General features: G+C 69.6%; 15 protein-coding genes, 1 tRNA gene and 1 other RNA gene. 7 read left to right on the top strand and 10 right to left on the bottom strand.

The genetic code is table 11. From position 1 onward, the window contains the following. The first annotated feature begins 33 nt into the window (after positions 1-33). The gene (locus ACFWPA_RS06185) at positions 34-1,275 is read left to right on the top strand and encodes an acetamidase/formamidase family protein (protein ID WP_378507666.1); all 1,242 of its coding nucleotides are present in this window, start codon (positions 34-36) and stop codon (positions 1,273-1,275) included. Positions 1,276-1,329: 54 nt separating this feature from the next. Here ACFWPA_RS06185 and ACFWPA_RS06180 read toward each other — a convergent pair whose 3' ends face one another. The 3 genes from ACFWPA_RS06180 to ffs form a co-directional block, all read right to left on the bottom strand. Then, the gene (locus ACFWPA_RS06180) at positions 1,330-1,911 is read right to left on the bottom strand and encodes an HhH-GPD-type base excision DNA repair protein (protein ID WP_378569837.1); all 582 of its coding nucleotides are present in this window, start codon (positions 1,909-1,911) and stop codon (positions 1,330-1,332) included. Between the two features lie 79 nt (positions 1,912-1,990). Beyond that, the gene (locus ACFWPA_RS06175) at positions 1,991-3,283 is read right to left on the bottom strand and encodes an aminotransferase class I/II-fold pyridoxal phosphate-dependent enzyme (protein WP_378507664.1); all 1,293 of its coding nucleotides are present in this window, start codon (positions 3,281-3,283) and stop codon (positions 1,991-1,993) included. A gap of 46 nt (positions 3,284-3,329) precedes the next feature. Next, positions 3,330-3,424: signal recognition particle sRNA small type (ffs, locus tag ACFWPA_RS06170), an RNA gene on the bottom strand. A gap of 105 nt (positions 3,425-3,529) precedes the next feature. Between ffs and ACFWPA_RS06165 the strand changes: the two genes are divergently transcribed. From ACFWPA_RS06165 to ACFWPA_RS06140, 6 genes are all read left to right on the top strand, one after another. After that, positions 3,530-3,617 (top strand) — tRNA-Ser (locus ACFWPA_RS06165). Between the two features lie 117 nt (positions 3,618-3,734). Next, positions 3,735-4,283: a TIGR03086 family metal-binding protein gene (locus ACFWPA_RS06160; RefSeq protein WP_378507748.1), complete on the top strand. Its 549-nt coding sequence runs from the start codon at positions 3,735-3,737 to the stop codon at positions 4,281-4,283. An 80-nt stretch (positions 4,284-4,363) separates the two neighbouring features. Next, complete coding sequence (gluQRS, locus tag ACFWPA_RS06155) at positions 4,364-5,281, top strand: tRNA glutamyl-Q(34) synthetase GluQRS (protein ID WP_378569836.1); 918 nt, start codon at positions 4,364-4,366, stop codon at positions 5,279-5,281. 119 nt (positions 5,282-5,400) lie between these two features. After that, positions 5,401-6,354 (top strand): hypothetical protein, encoded by a 954-nt coding sequence (locus ACFWPA_RS06150; protein WP_378507662.1) that lies wholly within the window; start codon positions 5,401-5,403, stop codon positions 6,352-6,354. A gap of 134 nt (positions 6,355-6,488) precedes the next feature. Beyond that, positions 6,489-7,058 (top strand): DUF4282 domain-containing protein, encoded by a 570-nt coding sequence (locus tag ACFWPA_RS06145; RefSeq protein WP_378507661.1) that lies wholly within the window; start codon positions 6,489-6,491, stop codon positions 7,056-7,058. Between the two features lie 76 nt (positions 7,059-7,134). Next, the gene (locus ACFWPA_RS06140) at positions 7,135-7,869 is read left to right on the top strand and encodes a queuosine precursor transporter (protein WP_378507660.1); all 735 of its coding nucleotides are present in this window, start codon (positions 7,135-7,137) and stop codon (positions 7,867-7,869) included. A 91-nt stretch (positions 7,870-7,960) separates the two neighbouring features. Here the strand turns inward: ACFWPA_RS06140 and tgt are convergent, their stop codons facing one another. The 7 genes from tgt to ACFWPA_RS06105 form a co-directional block, all read right to left on the bottom strand. Then, entirely contained in the window at positions 7,961-9,241 is a 1,281-nt protein-coding gene (tgt, locus tag ACFWPA_RS06135) for a tRNA guanosine(34) transglycosylase Tgt (protein WP_378569872.1), read from the bottom strand. Beyond that, on the bottom strand, positions 9,241-11,133 hold the full coding sequence (locus tag ACFWPA_RS06130; protein WP_378507746.1) for an ABC transporter ATP-binding protein: 1,893 nt from the start codon (positions 11,131-11,133) through the stop codon (positions 9,241-9,243). The genes tgt and ACFWPA_RS06130 overlap by 1 nt, the downstream gene beginning before the upstream one ends. Before the next feature lie 20 nt (positions 11,134-11,153). Next, on the bottom strand, positions 11,154-12,887 hold the full coding sequence (locus tag ACFWPA_RS06125; protein ID WP_378507659.1) for an ABC transporter ATP-binding protein: 1,734 nt from the start codon (positions 12,885-12,887) through the stop codon (positions 11,154-11,156). Between the two features lie 58 nt (positions 12,888-12,945). Next, positions 12,946-13,401: an RrF2 family transcriptional regulator gene (locus ACFWPA_RS06120; protein WP_378507658.1), complete on the bottom strand. Its 456-nt coding sequence runs from the start codon at positions 13,399-13,401 to the stop codon at positions 12,946-12,948. 73 nt (positions 13,402-13,474) lie between these two features. Then, complete coding sequence (locus ACFWPA_RS06115; protein WP_378507657.1) at positions 13,475-15,046, bottom strand: alpha/beta hydrolase; 1,572 nt, start codon at positions 15,044-15,046, stop codon at positions 13,475-13,477. Beyond that, positions 15,046-15,342, bottom strand: a complete 297-nt coding sequence (locus tag ACFWPA_RS06110; protein ID WP_378569835.1) for a hypothetical protein — start codon at positions 15,340-15,342, stop codon at positions 15,046-15,048. Before ACFWPA_RS06110 ends, ACFWPA_RS06115 begins: the two co-directional genes overlap by 1 nt. 151 nt (positions 15,343-15,493) lie before the next feature. Next, positions 15,494-15,889 carry a hypothetical protein gene (locus ACFWPA_RS06105; RefSeq protein WP_378507655.1) on the bottom strand — a complete coding sequence of 132 codons (396 nt, stop codon included), beginning with the start codon at positions 15,887-15,889 and terminating at the stop codon, positions 15,494-15,496. Positions 15,890-15,972: the final 83 nt, after the last annotated feature.

The raw sequence follows: 15,972 nt of genomic DNA, 5'->3' as shown, positions 1-15,972 counted from the left end.
CGGAAGCCTCGTGCCGGGATCGGCGTCGCAGGGGTGACCGGCTGCTCCCACGCCACCGCGCAGGGATCATCCTCCAGCCTCCCTGCGGGCGCCCTTGAGATTCTGCAGCCCGGGACCGGAACCGTTTCCGGCGATCACTACCTCGGCTCGGTCCCCGATCAGGTGCTGTGGGGGTACGTGCCCACCGTGCACAGCACGCCAGCACTGCGCATGGCGTCCGGTCGTACCGTCACGATCGACGCGGTCTCCCATGAGGGGATCCTCGAGGACCAGGGCCGGGATCCGGTCGAGTACTTCGGAAGCAGGGGCGTCGACCGGTCCGACATCCTCGACGACGCCGTCGCCATCGCGTCCGAATACAACCGCACCACGCGCAATTTCGACAAGGACGGCCCGCACGTCGTGACCGGACCGGTCTTCGTCGAGGGCGCCCAACCGGGCGACGTACTCAAGATCGAGACCCTCGAGGCGGTTCCCCGGGTGCCCTACGGCGTGGTGTCGAGTCGACACGGCAAGGGATCGCTCGCCATCACCGCCGACGGTTCCGCCCCTGCGGGCATCGGTCTCGACGAGGTGATGCCGCCGATCGCCACCGACGGACGATCAACCAGGGACCCGATGCGGTACGGCACCGTCTCCACCTTCACCGCGATCGAAGACGGTAAGGGCGTCATGCCGTTCGGCGCAGGGAAGGTCCGATTCCCGTTGCGCCCCTTCATGGGAATGATGGGTGTCGCCTTCTCCACCGACGCCGATCCGACGGCAGCGAGCGCAAATTCGATCCCACCCACGCTTGGCGGCGGCAACATCGATATCCGACTGCTCGGGCAGGGCTCAACGCTGTACCTGCCGGTGTTCGCCGAGGGCGCCCTGTTCTATGTCGGCGACCCGCACATGAGCATGGGCGACGGCGAGGCCGCACTGACCGCGATGGAAGGGTCGCTGCGCGGCACCTTCCGGCTCACCGTGTGCAAGAAGGGATCCGGTGACGCGCCGTCGGTTGCCTACTCGCACCCGTTCGGCGAAACCGACGAGTCCTGGATTCCGATCGGGCTATCTGACCCCGACGGGTCCGTCGGCGGGCAGAACAGCGACCTGGACGCGGCCATGCGGCGTGCGGTGGTCAACGCCCTCGACTTCCTCGAACACGACAAGGGCATGGACCGCGCCACCGCCTACGCGTACCTGTCGGCGGCGGCGGACTTCACCGTCTCCCAGGTCGTCGACCGCACCGTCGGCGTACACGGCCAGATCGCCAAGTCGCACTTCGAGTAAGCCGACTCCCGCGCGCGCCGCCTGCGACGTCCTCGACGGCACGCGCGGGAACGGTCACGCCTTCGCTGATTTGGCTGCGGCTTTCGCCGCCTTCTTAAACTCGCGCACCTCGGCGAGGGTGGTGTCGTCGACGACATCCGCGATCGACCGGCGCGACCCCTCCTCGCCGTACGCACCCGCGGCCGACCGCCAGCCGGTGGCCTGAAGACCGATCTGCTTGCCGAGCAGGGCGAGGAAGATTCGGGCCTTCTGGTCACCGTAGCCGGGGAGAGCCTTGAGGCGCTTGAGGATCTCCCTGCCGTCGGGGTCGCCCTCGGACCAGATCGCCGTCGCGTCCCCGTCCCAGTGCTCGACGAGGTACCGGCACAGGTCCTGGATCCGCTTGCCCATCGAACCCGGGAAGCGGTGCACCGCAGGCGGAGTCGCGCAGATCGCGAGGAAGGCCTCCTCGTCCATCTCCGCGATCGTGTGCACGTCCAGCCCGCCGAGGCGTTCGTCGAGCTTGTGGGGGCCGGTGAACGCGACCTCCATCGGGATCTGCTGATCGAGCAACATGCCGATCAGCAGCGCGAGCGGGTCGGCAGCGAGCAGTGCGTCGGCGGCGGGGTCTCCGGCCAGGTGCAGGGTGAGAGCCATTGCTCGATTCTGACACCAATGCCGTCCCCGGGCACGGGACGCTTCCGCCACCCAGCCGGGCGTTCGGCCAGCCGACGCGTCAGGCGTCGGCGATGGCCTTCTCGGTTGCGGCAAGCAGGACACAGGTCGCGACGCCGTCCATCGCGGTCTCGAGATCCGTCATCGACGGGAAGCTCGGGGCAAGACGGATGTTCGTGTCGTCGGGATCGGTGGCGTACGGGAACGCCGACCCGGCGGCGGTCAGCGCGATGCCTGCGTCCTTCGCCAACGCGATGACCCGCTTCGCGGTGCCAGGGACCACGTCCAGGCTGATGAAGTAGCCGCCCCGCGGTTCGGTCCAGGACGCGATCTTCGTCGGTCCGAGCCGATCCTCGAGGATCCTCAGGACGGCCGCGAACTTCGGTGCGAGGATCTCGCGGTGCTTGGCCATGTGCGCCCGCACGCCGTCGGCGTCACCGAAGAACCGCAGGTGGCGGAGCTGGTTGACCTTGTCCGGGCCGATGCTCTTCTTGCCAACATGCTTCTGATACCAGGCGAGGTTCGCATCGGAGCTGCCGAAGAAGCTGACGCCCGCGCCCGCGAAGGTGATCTTCGAGGTCGAGGCGAACACGTAGGGCCGGTTCGGGTTGCCCGCCTCGGCGGCCAGTCCAAGCACGTCGTGAGCGGGAGCGAACTCCTCGGTCAGCGGGTGCACGGCGTAGGCGTTGTCCCAGAACAACCGGAAGTCGGGGGCGGCGGCGGGCATCGACGTCAGCGCCCGCACGACCTCCTCGGAGTACACCGCACCGGTCGGGTTCGAGTACGTCGGCACGATCCACATGCCCTTGATCTGCGGGTCGTCGGCAACCAGGTGCGCGATCGCGGCGACATCGGGTCCGTCGGGCCGGATCGGAACCGGGATCATCTCGATGCCAAACGACTCGGTGATCGCGAAATGCCGGTCGTAGCCGGGTGCCGGGCACAGGAACTTGATCGCCGGTTCCCGCGTCCACGGCCGCGGCGAATCCGCATTGCCGTGCAGCAGGGAGAACACGATCAGGTCGTGCATGACCTCGAGGCTGGCGTTGTTTCCGGCGAGCAGGTTCGAAGCCGGAATGTTCAGCAGCTCAGCGAAGATCGCGCGCAGTTCCGGCAGACCGGCGAGTCCGCCGTAGTTGCGGACGTCGGTGCCGCTGCCGTCACGGTGGTCGCCCTCACCGGGCAGCGCCAGCAGCGCCTCGGACAGGTCGAGCTGCTCGGGTGCCGGCTTGCCACGGGTGAGGTCGAGGACCAGCTTCTCCGCCTTGAGCTGCTGATACTTCTCGGACTGCCGCTCGTGCTCGGAACGGAGTTCCTCGTGGCTCATCAACCCAATTTGGGTTTGGGTAGGCATCCGGGAAAGACCTTTCACACCGGGGTGACGGGAGCGGAGCTCAAAATAAAGGGGACCCCGCGCACCCGGCAGAGCCCATTGACCCTTGCTGCCTTCCGGCCCTGGGGGAGTTCACAGGATGCGCGCCGCGCGGGATCCATGGACGAGTGTAGCGATCGGCGCGGCGGGACGGGTAACCGGCCGGGGTCGGGCACCTCACACGGCCCGTTTTTCGTTCCTGGGGGGTGTACCGGTATGCTCGCCCACGGAGGATTCGCCTAGTGGCCTATGGCGCTCGCCTGGAACGCGGGTTGGGTTAACGCCCTCAGGGGTTCAAATCCCCTATCCTCCGCCACACCGTGGCCCCCGATCTTCGGATCGGGGGCCACGGTCGTTTCCTGGCAACCGTTGCGGTGCCCGCGCCGCGTCTCGGGATCGTGTCGGTGCCCCGGAGCACAATGATGCGATGGACATCACAGACACAGCCGAGACGTACCGCCGCCTCGCGGACAGGTTCACCGACACCGTCACCCGAATCCCCGCGGACCGCTGGGACTCCCCCTCCCCCTGTGAGGGCTGGACCGCACGCGATGTGGTCGGGCACGTCATCGAGACGCAGTCGTTTCCGCTCACCCCGGCAGGCCTGAGCCTGCCGTCCGGCCCGGACGTCGCGGCGGATCCGGTCGCGGCGTGGGCGACGGCCCGCGACGCGGTGTTGGAGATCCTCGAGGACCCCGAGCGGGCCGGCCGCGAGTACGACAGCAGGCTGGGCCGGACCACCGTGGCCGCGACCTTCGGCGCGTTCATGGCCTTCGACCTGGTGATTCACCGCTGGGACCTCGCCCGCGCCACCGGGCTCGACGAGACCATTCCCGCGGAGGACCTCGCCATCGCCTCGGGTCTCGCGGAGCGGATGGGCGACGCGATCCGCAGCCCGGGTGTCTGCGGACCGGCCGTCGAGGTGCCCGCCGGTGCCGACGAGCAGTCCCGAGTGCTGGGGATCCTCGGGCGCAGACCCTGACCGCGGGAAGGCCCGGACACCGCTCCCGGAGTTCGCCTCCGCTGTCGTGGCCGGGCCGCCGGGCACCCTAGGCTGGCGGCATGAGTTCGCAGGTCCCGGGAGCGGGTCGGTTCGCGCCAAGTCCGTCCGGTGACCTGCACCTCGGCAATCTGCGGACCGCACTCCTCGCATGGCTCTTCGCCCGCAGCACCGGCCGCGCCTTCCTGATGCGGATCGAGGACCTGGACCGGGTCCGGCCCGGCGCCGAGCAGCGCCAACTCGCCGACCTCACCGCGATCGGCATCGACTGGGACGGCGACCTCGTCCACCAGTCACGGCGAACCGGCCGGTACGCCGATGCCGTCGACACGCTCGACGCTGCCGGCCTGACCTACGAATGCTTCTGCACCCGACGCGAAATCCAGCAGGCCGTCACCGCGCCGCACGGACCGGACGGGCACTACCCGGGCACCTGCCGCGACCTGACGGCGGCGCAGCGGCAGGAGAAGCGGGACAGCGGACGCCCGCCGGCGCTCCGGTTGCGCGCCGACCTCGCCGCGTTCACGGTGCACGACCTGTTGCGGGGCCCGCACACCGGACTCGTCGACGACGTGGTGCTCCGCCGCGGCGACGGAGTCCCCGCATACAACCTGGCCGTCGTCGTCGACGATGCCGCGCAGGGCATCGACCAGGTGGTCCGTGGCGACGACCTGCTCGGCTCGGCACCACGTCAGGCCTATCTGGCGTCCCTCCTCGGGTTGCCGGTGCCGGTGTACGCGCACGTCCCCCTTGCATTGAATGCGGACGGCCAACGGCTCGCGAAACGAGACGGCGCCGTCACCCTCGCGGACCAGCGGGCCGCCGGACGCGACCCGCACGCGGTGCGGGGCCTGCTCGCCCGCACCCTCGGGCTGGCAGAACCGGGCGAGCGTCCGTCGATGCCTGACCTGCTCGACCGGTTCGATCCCGACGTGCTCCCCCGCGACCCGTGGGTGTTCGTCCCGGACGCCCCGCCGTAGCCGAATCGGTACGAAACACCTGCTTGTCGCCGTGCGAGTGTCCGACGGGCGTCGTACTGTCATGCCAGCACGGCACACGGTACGACCGCACTGCACCACCGACTCTGCACGACGAGGGGATGCCCGTGAGCGACAACCCGCCCGGAGTTCCGGACCCGAACACACCGCAACAGCCCGGATCCGGCACTCCTCCGCCGCCGCCCAACCAGGGGTATCCCCCGCCGCCCAACCAGGGGTATCCCCCGCCGGGCCAGGGCCAGCCGACGTACGGCCAACCCGGCGGCTATCCCCCGCCACCGGGATACGGGGCGCCGCAGCCCGGCGGCTACCCGCCGCCACCCCCGACCGGTGGATACGGGGCACCGCTGCAGCCGGCCCCGGGGTTCGGCGGCCCCGGCGGCAGCCCGCAGCTGACGGTCGGTGACGCCCTCGGCTACGCGTGGAGCAAGTTCAAGGCCAACGCCGGGGTGTGGATCGGAATCCTGATCGTCGCCGCGATCATCAGCGGCGCGGTCGCCGCGATCTTCACCGACTGGTCCAGGGTGACCGACGCCGACGCGGACATGGACTTCGCGGACTACGCGGGATTCTGGGACTTCAGCCTCTGGGGGATCATCGGCCGCATCGTCACCACCGTCGTCGGCTACCTGATCAGCGCCGCGTTGGTCCGGGGGGCGCTGGGCGAACTGAACGGAACCAAGCCGAGCTTCGGGGCGTTCTTCCAGTTCAGCAACGTCGGCGCGATCATCATCGCCAGCTTCCTGGTCGGGCTGATCACCGGCATCGGGTTCCTGCTGTTCATCATTCCCGGCATCATCATCGCCTTCCTCACCTACTGGACACTGCAGTTCGTCATCGACAAGGACCAGGACCCGATCACCGCGATCAAGTCCAGCTTCGAGGCGATCTCGGCGAATGTCGGGCAGTTGGTGCTGCTGGCACTGGCGCTGGTCGGGCTGAACATCGTCGGGTTGATCCTGTGCGGGCTGGGCCTGCTGATCACCGTCCCGCTGACGATCATCGCGTCGACCTACGCGTACCGGGTGGTGGTCGGCGGCCGCGTCGCGGCCTGAGCCGCCCGTCCCCGGCGGGGTGCGATCTCCGACACGTCGGTGCTGCTCGGCGGCGTGTGCCGCTGACACGCGGCCGAGGAGGTCCGTATCCTGCCCCCGGCGGTCATCCGACCGCGACGACCCCAGGGGGAGAGATGACCACCGGCGGACCCACCAGCCAGCCCGGACAGGGCGGCCCGACCGAGCAGCCCGGCCACACCGGGCAACCCGCCTATGCCGGGCCGCCGCCCGAGTACCCGGCGCAACCCGAGTACCCGGCGCAGCCCGAGTACCCAGCGCAGCCCGACTACGCGGCGGCAGGCTACCCGCCGCCCCCGCCGCAGTACGGCCAGCCGGGCCACCCGGGTGGGCACGCCCCGTTCGGCGGCTTCCCGCCGGCCCCACCGGCACCGCCGACGGCCGGCGCCCAGGCAGGCGGGTTCTTCGGGGCACTGTTCGACTTCAATTTCAACAGCTACGTGACGCCCAAGGTCGTCAAGATCCTCTACATCCTGCTCACCGTGATGGTCGGGTTGTACACGGTGTTCGGGATCATCGCGGGCATCGCGGGCATCGCGAACGGGGAACCGCTCGGGCTGCTCATCATGATTGGCGCGCCGCTGCTCGGGCTGGTCCTGCTGGCCCTGATGCGGATCAGCCTCGAGTTCTACGTCGCCGTCATCAAGATCTCCGAGGACGTCAAGGAGCTCAAGCGGCGCCCCTGATCGCAAACCTCGCACATCGGGCGCGAACCCTCGCCGGGTTCGCGCCCGACGTCGTCGCGGTGCTTGGATGGCCGACGTGACAGCTTCAGACCAGGCAGGCAAGCAGCCAGAGCAGGCTTCCTTCGCGTACGTCGCCCGCGGCTACTACCCGACCCTCGTCGCGCTGTTCACCGCGGTACTGCTGATCTCCAACATCTGCGCCACCAAGGGCGTCGCGTTCTTCCCCGACGCCGACCTGACGATCGGCCCCCTTCAGGTCCTGCCGATCATCACCGACGGCGGGTTTTTCCTGTTCCCCCTCGCCTACGTCGTCGGTGACGTGCTCAGCGAGGTGTACGGGTTCAAGGCCACCCGGCGGGCCATCTACCTGGGATTCGGCGCCCTGATCCTGGCGTCGGTGTGCTTCCTGATCCTGCTGGAGTTGCCGTCCGCCGACTTCTACGAGAACCAGTCCTCCCTTGAGGCGGTCGTCGGTGTCTACCCGCGGCTGCTGCTGGCTGGCCTGTCTGGCTATCTGGTCGGGCAGCTGTTGAACTCCCTGGTGATGGTGGCGATCAAGGAACGCACCAAGGAGCGGCACCTGTGGGCACGGCTGATCGGCTCGACCGTGGTCGGCGAGTTCGCGGACACCCTGATCTTCTGCGCGATCGCCGCGGGCGCGATCGGCATCTCCACCTGGGAGGACTTCCTGAACTACCTGCTCGTCGGGTTCCTCTGGAAGACGCTCGTCGAGGTGCTGGTCATGCCCGTCACGTACCGCGTCATCGCCTACGTCAAGAAGCGCGAACCGACGTACGTCCTCGCGTCCTGACGCCACCGGATTCCCCGTCCCTGCCCCGAATGACCCATTCGGTCAGTTGAAGTAACCGAATGGGCCATTCGGGACGAGTCCAGGGTGCGGGTCAGGCGCGGGCGGTTGCGTAGAAGTTGCTCAGCGTCTGCGCTTTCAGGTCGTCGAAGTAGCCGCCGTCGATGCTCTCCCGGATCCGGTCCACCAGGCGGATCGTGAACCGCTCGTTGTGGATCGTCGCCAGCGTCGAGGCGAGCATCTCCTTCGCCTTGAACAGGTGGTGCAGGTAGGCCCGCGAGTAGTTGCGGCAGGTGTAGCAGTCGCAGTTCTCGTCGATCGGGTTGAAGTCCCGCCTGAAGCGGCTGGTGTTGACGTTGAACCGGCCGCCCTCGGTGTACATCGCCGCATTGCGCGCCACCCGGGACGGGTTCACGCAGTCGAAGGTGTCGGCGCCGTTCTCGACTGCGGTGAACAGGTCGTCGGGCTCGCTGATGCCCAGCAGATGCCGCGGCTTGTGCTCCGGCAGCTCCTCGTTGCACCAGCGGACGATCGTGCCGAGGTTCTGCTTCTCCAGCGCACCGCCGATGCCGTAACCGTCGAAGCCGCGGCCCGTCTCGCCGACGATCGACTCCAGCCCCCGGCACGCCTGCCTGCGCAGGTCCTCGTACTGGGCGCCCTGCACGACACCGAACAGCGCCTGATACGGCCGGTGCCTGCGCTCGGCGGTGAGCCGTTCGTGTGCGGCGATGCACCGCACCGCCCACGCCTGCGTCCGCTGCACCGACTGCTCCTGGTAACCGCGGGTATTGAACAGCGTCGTCAGTTCGTCGAACGCGAAGATGATGTCCGCACCGAGCTGATGCTGAATGCCCATCGACACCTCGGGGGTGAACCGGTGCCGGGACCCGTCCCGGTGCGACTTGAACGTCACGCCGTCGTCGTCGACGTGCGCGAGCCGCTCCTTGCCCTGCGCGATCACGTCGTCGGATTGCACCCCGACGGCGTCCATCGCGAGGACCTTCTTGAAGCCGACACCGAGGGACATCACCTGGAAGCCGCCGCTGTCGGTGAACGTCGGCCCGGGCCAGTTCATGAACCGGCCGAGGCCCCCCGCCTCGTCGACGATGTCCGGGCCCGGCTGCAGGTACAGGTGGTAGGCGTTGGCGAGGACGGCCTGCGCCCCCGCCTCCCGGATGGTCTCCGGCAGCACGGCCTTCACGGTCGCGTTGGTGCCGACCGCGATGAACGCCGGGGTGGCGATGTCCCCGTGCGGGGTGTGGATCGTGCCCGTCCGCCCGAGCTGCCCGGGGATCCGGGTCCGCACCGTGAAGAACGGGTCGTTCGGGGTGGGCACCGGAGTGTTGTCGTCTGTCACGTGGTCCGTCTCTTCGATCACGCCTGCACCTGGGCCGGGCCGGCGAACTGGCTGTTGTAGAGCTCCGAGTAGGCGCCGTCGGGGTCGAGCAGCAGCTGCGTGTGTGTGCCCTGTTCGACGATCTGCCCGTCCTGCATCACGATGATCAGGTCCGCGTCGCGGATGGTGGACAACCGGTGCGCGATCACGAAGCTGGTGCGGTCGCTGCGCAGCGCCGCGGTCGCGTGCTGCACGAGCAGCTCGGTGCGGGTGTCGACCGAGCTGGTCGCCTCGTCCAGGATCAGGATGGACGGCTCGGCGAGGAACGCGCGGGCGATGGTGATCAGCTGCTTCTCGCCCGCGCTGACGTTGTTGCCCTCCTCGTCGATGACGGTGTCGTAGCCGTTCGGCAGGGTCCGCACGAAGCGGTCGACGTGGCTCATCCGCGCGGCCTGCAGGATCTGCTCCTCGGTCGCGCCGGGCAGGCCGTAGGCGATGTTGTCGCGGATGGTCCCGCCGAACAGCCAGGTGTCCTGCAGCACCATCCCGATCCGGGAGCGCAGGTCGTCGCGGGTCATCGTCGCGATGTCGACGCCGTCGAGCAGGATCCGGCCCGAGTTCACCTCGTAGAACCTCATCACCAGGTTGACCAGTGTCGTCTTGCCCGCACCGGTCGGCCCGACGATCGCGACCATCTGCCCGGGACGGGCGATCAGGTTGAGGTCCTCGATCAGCGGCTGCTCGTCCTTGTAGCGGAACGACACGTCCTGGAACTCGACGAGTCCCCGTTTGGTCCGGGGGGTGGCGGCCTCCTCCGGATCGGCCGACTGCTCCTCCTCGTCGAGCAGTTCGAACACCCGCTCCGCGGACGCGACTCCGGACTGCATCAGGTTCATCATCGAGCTGATCTGCGTGATCGGCTGGGTGAACTGGCGGGAGTACTGGATGAACGCCTGCACGTCGCCGAGGCTCATGGTGCCCGACGCGACCCGCATGCCGCCGATCACCGCGATCGCGACATAGTTCAGGTTCCCGAGGAACATCACGGCGGGCTGCACGAGCCCGGAGATGAACTGTGCCTTGAACGCCGACTGGTAGAGCTTGTCGTTCTTCTCGTCGAACGCGGCCCGGACCTCCCGCTGCCTGCCGAACACTTTCACCAGGTCGTGCCCGGTGTACGTCTCCTCGATCTGGGCGTTCAACGCGCCGGTGGTGTGCCACTGCGCGACGAAGTGCTTCTGCGACCGCTTCGCGATGACCGCGGTGACCGCGATCGACGCGGGAACGGTGAGGATCGCGATCAGGGTGAGCAGCGGCGAGATCCACAGCATCATCCCCAGGATGCCGACGACCGTGAGCAGCGCCGTCAGCATCTGGTTGATGGTCTGGTTGACCGTCTGCGCGACGTTGTCGATGTCGTTGGTGACGCGGGAGAGCAGGTCACCGCGCTGGGTGGTGTCGAAGTAGCTCAACGGCAGCCGGTGAATCTTCGCCTCGACGTCGGCGCGCAGCTGCCGGACGGTGCCCTGGACGATGTTGTTCAGCAGGTACGCCTGCAGCCACGCGAACAGCGAGGCGAGCAGGTACAGGCCGAGCACCAGCGCCAGCACCTGCCCGAGTGCGGTCCAGTCGATGCCGACACCGGGGGTGACGTTCATCGAGGACACCATGTCGGCGAAGGTGTCCTGCCCGTCCGCCCGCAGCGCGTCGACGGCCTGGTCCTTCGTCAACCCGGCGGGCAGCTGATGCCCGACGATGCCGTCGAAGATGATGTTCGTGGCGTGGCCCATGATCTTCGGGCCCATCACGCTGAACACGACGCTGATCGTGGCCAGCACGATGACCGTGCCGACCGCGATGCGGTGCGGCGCCAACCGGCGCAGCAGCCGCCGCAGCGACGGCCCGAAGTTCAGCGCCTTCTTCCCCGGCATCGCGCCGGCCTGCGCTGCACTCACGACGCCTCCTGGGCGGTGAACTGGGAGGCGACGATCTCCGCGTAGGTGGGGCAACTCTCGAGGAGTTGATCGTGCCTGCCCGCACCGACGATGCGGCCGTCGTCGAGCACCAGGATCTGGTCCGCGTCGATGATCGTCGAGACCCGCTGCGCGACGAGGATCAGGCAGGAGTCGCGGGTGACCGGGCGCAGCGCCGCCCGCAGCCGGGCATCGGTGCCGAGGTCGAGCGCCGAGAAGGAGTCGTCGAACAGGTAGATCTCGGCGCTGCGGACGAGGGCGCGGGCGATCGCGATGCGCTGACGCTGGCCGCCGGACAGGTTGGTTCCGCCCTGCGCGACGGGGGTGTCGAGCCCGTCGGGTGCGGCCCGCACGAAGTCCGCGGCCTGCGCGATCTCCAGGGAGCGCCACAGTTGGGCGTCGGTGGCGTCGGGGTTGCCGTAGCGCAGGTTGGTCGCGATGGTGCCGGAGAACAGGAACGGCTTCTGCGGCACCAGACCGATCGAGCCCCGCAGCCGGTCCGGGTCGATGGACCGGACGTCCGCGCCCCCCACCCGCACCTGGCCGTCGGTGACGTCGATCAGCCGCGGGATCAGGTTGAGCAGCGTCGACTTGCCGGACCCGGTGCCGCCGATGATCGCGGTGGTCATGCCCGGTTCGGCGAGGAAGGTGATGTTGCGCAGGACCGGTTCGTCGGCGCCGGGGAACGCGAACGACGCGTCGCGCATCTCGACGATGCCCCGCTCCCGCCAGGAGTCGAGGGTCCAGTCCGGTTCCCGGACGGACGGCTCGGTGTCGAGGACCTCGCTGATCCGTTCGGCGCACACCGAGGCGCGCGGCAGCAGCACGGTCATCACCGTCACCATCATCACCGACATCAGGATCTGCATGATGTAGGACAGCACCGCCGTCAGCGCGCCGATCTCCATCTTCCCGTCGTCGATCAGGTGGGCGCCGAACCACAGCACCGAGATGCTGGTGAGGTTCGCGATCAGCATGACCGCGGGCGCCATGAACGCCATCAGCCGCCCGACCCGCAGCGCGACCGACACGAGCGAGTCGTTGGCCTCCCCGAAGCGTTCCACCTCGTACCGCTCCCGGACGAACGCGCGGACCACCCGGATCCCGGTGATCTGCTCGCGCAGCACCCGGTTGATCGCATCGATCCGCACCTGCATGGACCGGAACTGCGGGATCATCTTCCGGATCACCAGGAACATCGTCAGCGCCAGCGCGGGCACCGCCGCCGCGAGCACCCATGCCAGGCCCTGGGACTGCCGGATCGACATGACGATGCCGCCGATGCACATGATCGGCGCGGCGACCAGGATGGTGCAGGAGATCACCACCACCATCTGCACCTGCTGGACATCGTTGGTGTTGCGGGTGATCAGCGACGGCGCGCCGAAGAAGCCGACCTCCCTGGACGAGAAGTCGCCGACCTTGTACATGACGGCGGCGCGCAGGTCACGGCCGAGCCCCATCGCGGCGCGGGCGCCGAAATACACGGCGCCGATGCTGCAGGCGATCTGCAGGCAGGTGATGAGCAGCATGATGCCGCCGGTGGACAGCACCACACCGGTGTCGCCCTTGGTGACGCCCTTGTCGATGATGTCGGCGTTCAGGCTCGGCAGGTACAGCGATGCCATCGTGGAGATCAACTGCAGGACGATCACACCCGCGAGGGCGGCCCGGTACGGCCGCAGGTATGTCCGCAGCAGTGAGTACAACATATCGAAAGAGGCTACCAACCTGCTCGTTTGTCGTCGGGCGGGCGCGCGGGCGGGACGGTCAGCGGCGGTGCCACGCCTGCGGGTCGGCGGTCAGGTCGGCGACAAACGCGGGCAGGTCGCCCGCGGCGATGTCGGCGACGGTGACGGCCTCGAGCACGGCACGCAGGTTCACCCGGACCGCGATCCATACGTCCCGGAGCGGCGCGGCGGCGCCGCCGTAGGTGACCTCCTCGGGGCGGTCCCCGCGCACGGAGGCGAGGGGTCCCTCGACGGCGCGGATCACGTCCGCGACCGCGATGTCCGCCGCGGGCCGGGCCAGCCAGTAGCCCCCGTCGGGGCCGCGGCGGCTGTGCACCAGGCCTGCGCGGCGCAGGTCGCCGAGAACGGCTTCAAGGAACTTGTGGGGAATGGACTGGGCGCCTGCCAGGTGCTCGGCCTTGACCGGTGTGGTGTCCGCGGCGGCGATCTCGACGAGGGTGCGCACCGCGTAGTCGACCTTCGCGCTGATGTGCACGCCACCCACCCCTCGTCGGACCCGTCGCCAACGCAAATTCCTACCATCCAGGTATGAAACCGGCAAGGCCGCCTCATCCGGGTAGTCCGGCGACGACGGCGGCGACGTTGTCGAGGCTGGCACTGCCCGAATCGAGGTACCCGCTGTGGCCCGTCACGCCGGTGAGCGAGTCGCGGGCGGCGGTGGGCAGGACGGTGACGCCGGCGAGCGTGTCCGGGTCGGCGCCGTAGACGCCGAGGTCGGCGATCAGGTCGCCGGGGGCGTCCGCGGCGAACACCCGACCCGGCGCGAGCCCGAGGTCGGTGACGTCGTCGGCGCCGACGCCGGGCGAGCCGAGGAACACCGCGTCGTCGACGCCTGCCGGTCCGTGTTGCAGCGCCAACCCGGTGACCGTCGATCCGTAGGAGTGGCCGACCGCGGTCAGGTGCATCTCCCCGGACCGCGCCGCGGTGAGGCCGCGCAGGAAGGACGCCAGCGACTCGGCCCCCGACCGAGCCGCGGCACCACCCGCGAGGTCGACCACCGCATCCCGCAGCGCATCGAACGGCTCCGCCGGGTCCAGTTGCGGCGCACGATAATCCATCCACACGACCGTTGCGACGGACTCGTCGCGGCCGACTGCGCCGAGCTGCCTGGCACCGCTCGCCCGCACCCGGGTCAGGGCATCGGCGTACCTCCCGAGGTCGCCCCCGACGGTGGAGTTCACGCCCGGCGTGAACACCGCGACGTGGTCGGCGCGGTCGACATCGCCGACCGCGACCGCGGCGCGCACCTCTGCGCCGCCGCGATAGACGAGCAGTCGTCGCTCCGGGTCGTCGAGAGCCCGTGCCACGGAGTCGATCTCGTCGAGACGGGCCCGCGCCGCCGACACCTCGGCCCGGGCCCACCAGCTGGCGCCACCGAGGGGATCCCGGTACCGGCCCGCCGCCCGAATCTCCTCGATGCGGTCGGCGAGGCCGCGCCGGTCGGCCTCCAGCACCGCCCGGTTCGCGGTGTCACGGACCGCCGCCGGGATGCCGTCACGGTTGCCGATCCAGTCCGGATGCTCGGCGAGCACGGCACCGCGCTGTGCCGGAGTCAGCCGCCGCCAATAGCGCGAATTGTCTTCGGGGGACGCATCGCCCGGCGGGACCGATGCATGGTCCACGCCACGGAGCGCCGTCGCTGCCGCGCGGTCGGCGGCGTCCACCGCATCGAGTGCCGCCGCCAACCTGGCGTCCTGGATCCGGGCCAGCTCGGCGAGCGCGACCCGCATCAGGACGGTGACGAGCAGGCTGCCGAGCCGGGACGTCGCCGGCGCGGCGACCCGCCCGGAGTCGGTGACGCGCAGCCCGAACCGGTCGACCGCCTCGTCCGCGAGGGCGAGCGCCGCGGCGCGGGCGGCACCGACCCGGTGCGCGGCCTCCCGCAGCGCCCCGGCGACGGCGTCGAGGTGCGCGGACAACGCCTTCGACGCGGCGACTTCTCGATCCGACCGCTCCGCCGCGGCGACGGCGGCGACCCCGGTCCACGCGACGTCCCGAACCCGGGCATCCGCGCAGGCGACGCTCGCGAGGTGGTGCTCGCTCAGCGCGGTAAGAACGGCGGCATGCCCGGTCAGCGCCTCCGGGGTCCAGGCGCGCAGTTGGGTGAGGGTGGGACGCATCAGAGTTCGCCGCGCAGCCGGGCCGCCGTCGCATCGTCGGCGGCGAGGTATCCGGCCGCGGACCGTCGTGCGGTGGCGGCCATCTCCTGGAGCCGCGCGGCGGCATCCCCGACCGCACCGGACAGGCCCACGGACAGCGACACCAGCACGGCCGCGGTGTCCGACCCGGGCAACGCCGCCGCCGCGGCCGCGATCGGCGCCGCGGGGTCACCGCCCGCCGTCCGGCCCGCCGCGACGGCCAACGCCGCCGCCAGCGTCTCCACCGCCGCGACGTCGACGCTCATCTCCCCCGACATCGGCTACCCCCTCCGGCACTCCGCTGTGCTCAGCCGCACGCTAGCGCTGATCGGGGCGGGGAATCGGCCGTCCACAGGCGGCGATCCCCAGGGGAACCGGCCGCGCCCGGGGTGCGTCGCACGGCACTCCGGGCGACGCACTCGCGGTGGGTCAGCAGCTGTCGAATCGCCATTCGCCGTCGAGGTAGGTCCACGTCATCGGCGCCTTGTTGCCCTTGCCGTCGAACGAGGTCGCGACGACGGTCGCCGAGTCACCGTCCATCGTGATCTCGACCTGCTGCGGGCCGGAGAAGTCCCGGCCCGCGTACGCCGTCGCCGCCGCCTCGGTGTATTCCTCCCGCCCGAACTTCTCCTGGCAGCGCGCGGACAGGTTGTCGTAATCGGCGGCCCAGTCGCCCTGCTGCAGGTTCGCGTACTGGGCGTCGAGCGCGGCCCGCAAGCCGTCCTCGGTGGCACCGGACGACTCGTCCGACGAGCATCCGGCGAGAGCCAGCAGCGCAGCACCGGCGAGGGGAATCACGATCGAGGCCTTGTTCACGGCCACCATGGTTACCAGAATGGCCGGTCCACCGCGCCGAGACGGGGACACCCGCACGAAAAAAGCTCCCCACCTGCGTACACAGCTGGGGA

Origin of the sequence: Rhodococcus sp. NPDC058505 (genome assembly GCF_042720095.1) — a bacterium.
Classification (GTDB): Bacteria; Actinomycetota; Actinomycetes; order Mycobacteriales; family Mycobacteriaceae; genus Rhodococcus_G.
This window is presented reverse-complemented; position numbering and strand designations above follow the sequence as displayed.

Coding starts and splice junctions, on each gene's coding strand:
- ACFWPA_RS06180 (WP_378569837.1), bottom strand. CDS start 1,911: ATGGCTCTCACCCTGCACCTGGCCGGAGACCCCGCCGCCGACGCACTG.
- ACFWPA_RS06175 (WP_378507664.1), bottom strand. CDS start 3,283: ATGCCTACCCAAACCCAAATTGGGTTGATGAGCCACGAGGAACTCCGT.
- gluQRS (WP_378569836.1), top strand. CDS start 4,364: ATGAGTTCGCAGGTCCCGGGAGCGGGTCGGTTCGCGCCAAGTCCGTCC.
- ACFWPA_RS06150 (WP_378507662.1), top strand. CDS start 5,401: ATGCCCGTGAGCGACAACCCGCCCGGAGTTCCGGACCCGAACACACCG.
- ACFWPA_RS06145 (WP_378507661.1), top strand. CDS start 6,489: ATGACCACCGGCGGACCCACCAGCCAGCCCGGACAGGGCGGCCCGACC.
- ACFWPA_RS06130 (WP_378507746.1), bottom strand. CDS start 11,133: ATGCCGGGGAAGAAGGCGCTGAACTTCGGGCCGTCGCTGCGGCGGCTG.
- ACFWPA_RS06125 (WP_378507659.1), bottom strand. CDS start 12,887: ATGTTGTACTCACTGCTGCGGACATACCTGCGGCCGTACCGGGCCGCC.
- ACFWPA_RS06115 (WP_378507657.1), bottom strand. CDS start 15,046: ATGCGTCCCACCCTCACCCAACTGCGCGCCTGGACCCCGGAGGCGCTG.
- ACFWPA_RS06110 (WP_378569835.1), bottom strand. CDS start 15,342: ATGTCGGGGGAGATGAGCGTCGACGTCGCGGCGGTGGAGACGCTGGCG.
- ACFWPA_RS06105 (WP_378507655.1), bottom strand. CDS start 15,889: ATGGTGGCCGTGAACAAGGCCTCGATCGTGATTCCCCTCGCCGGTGCT.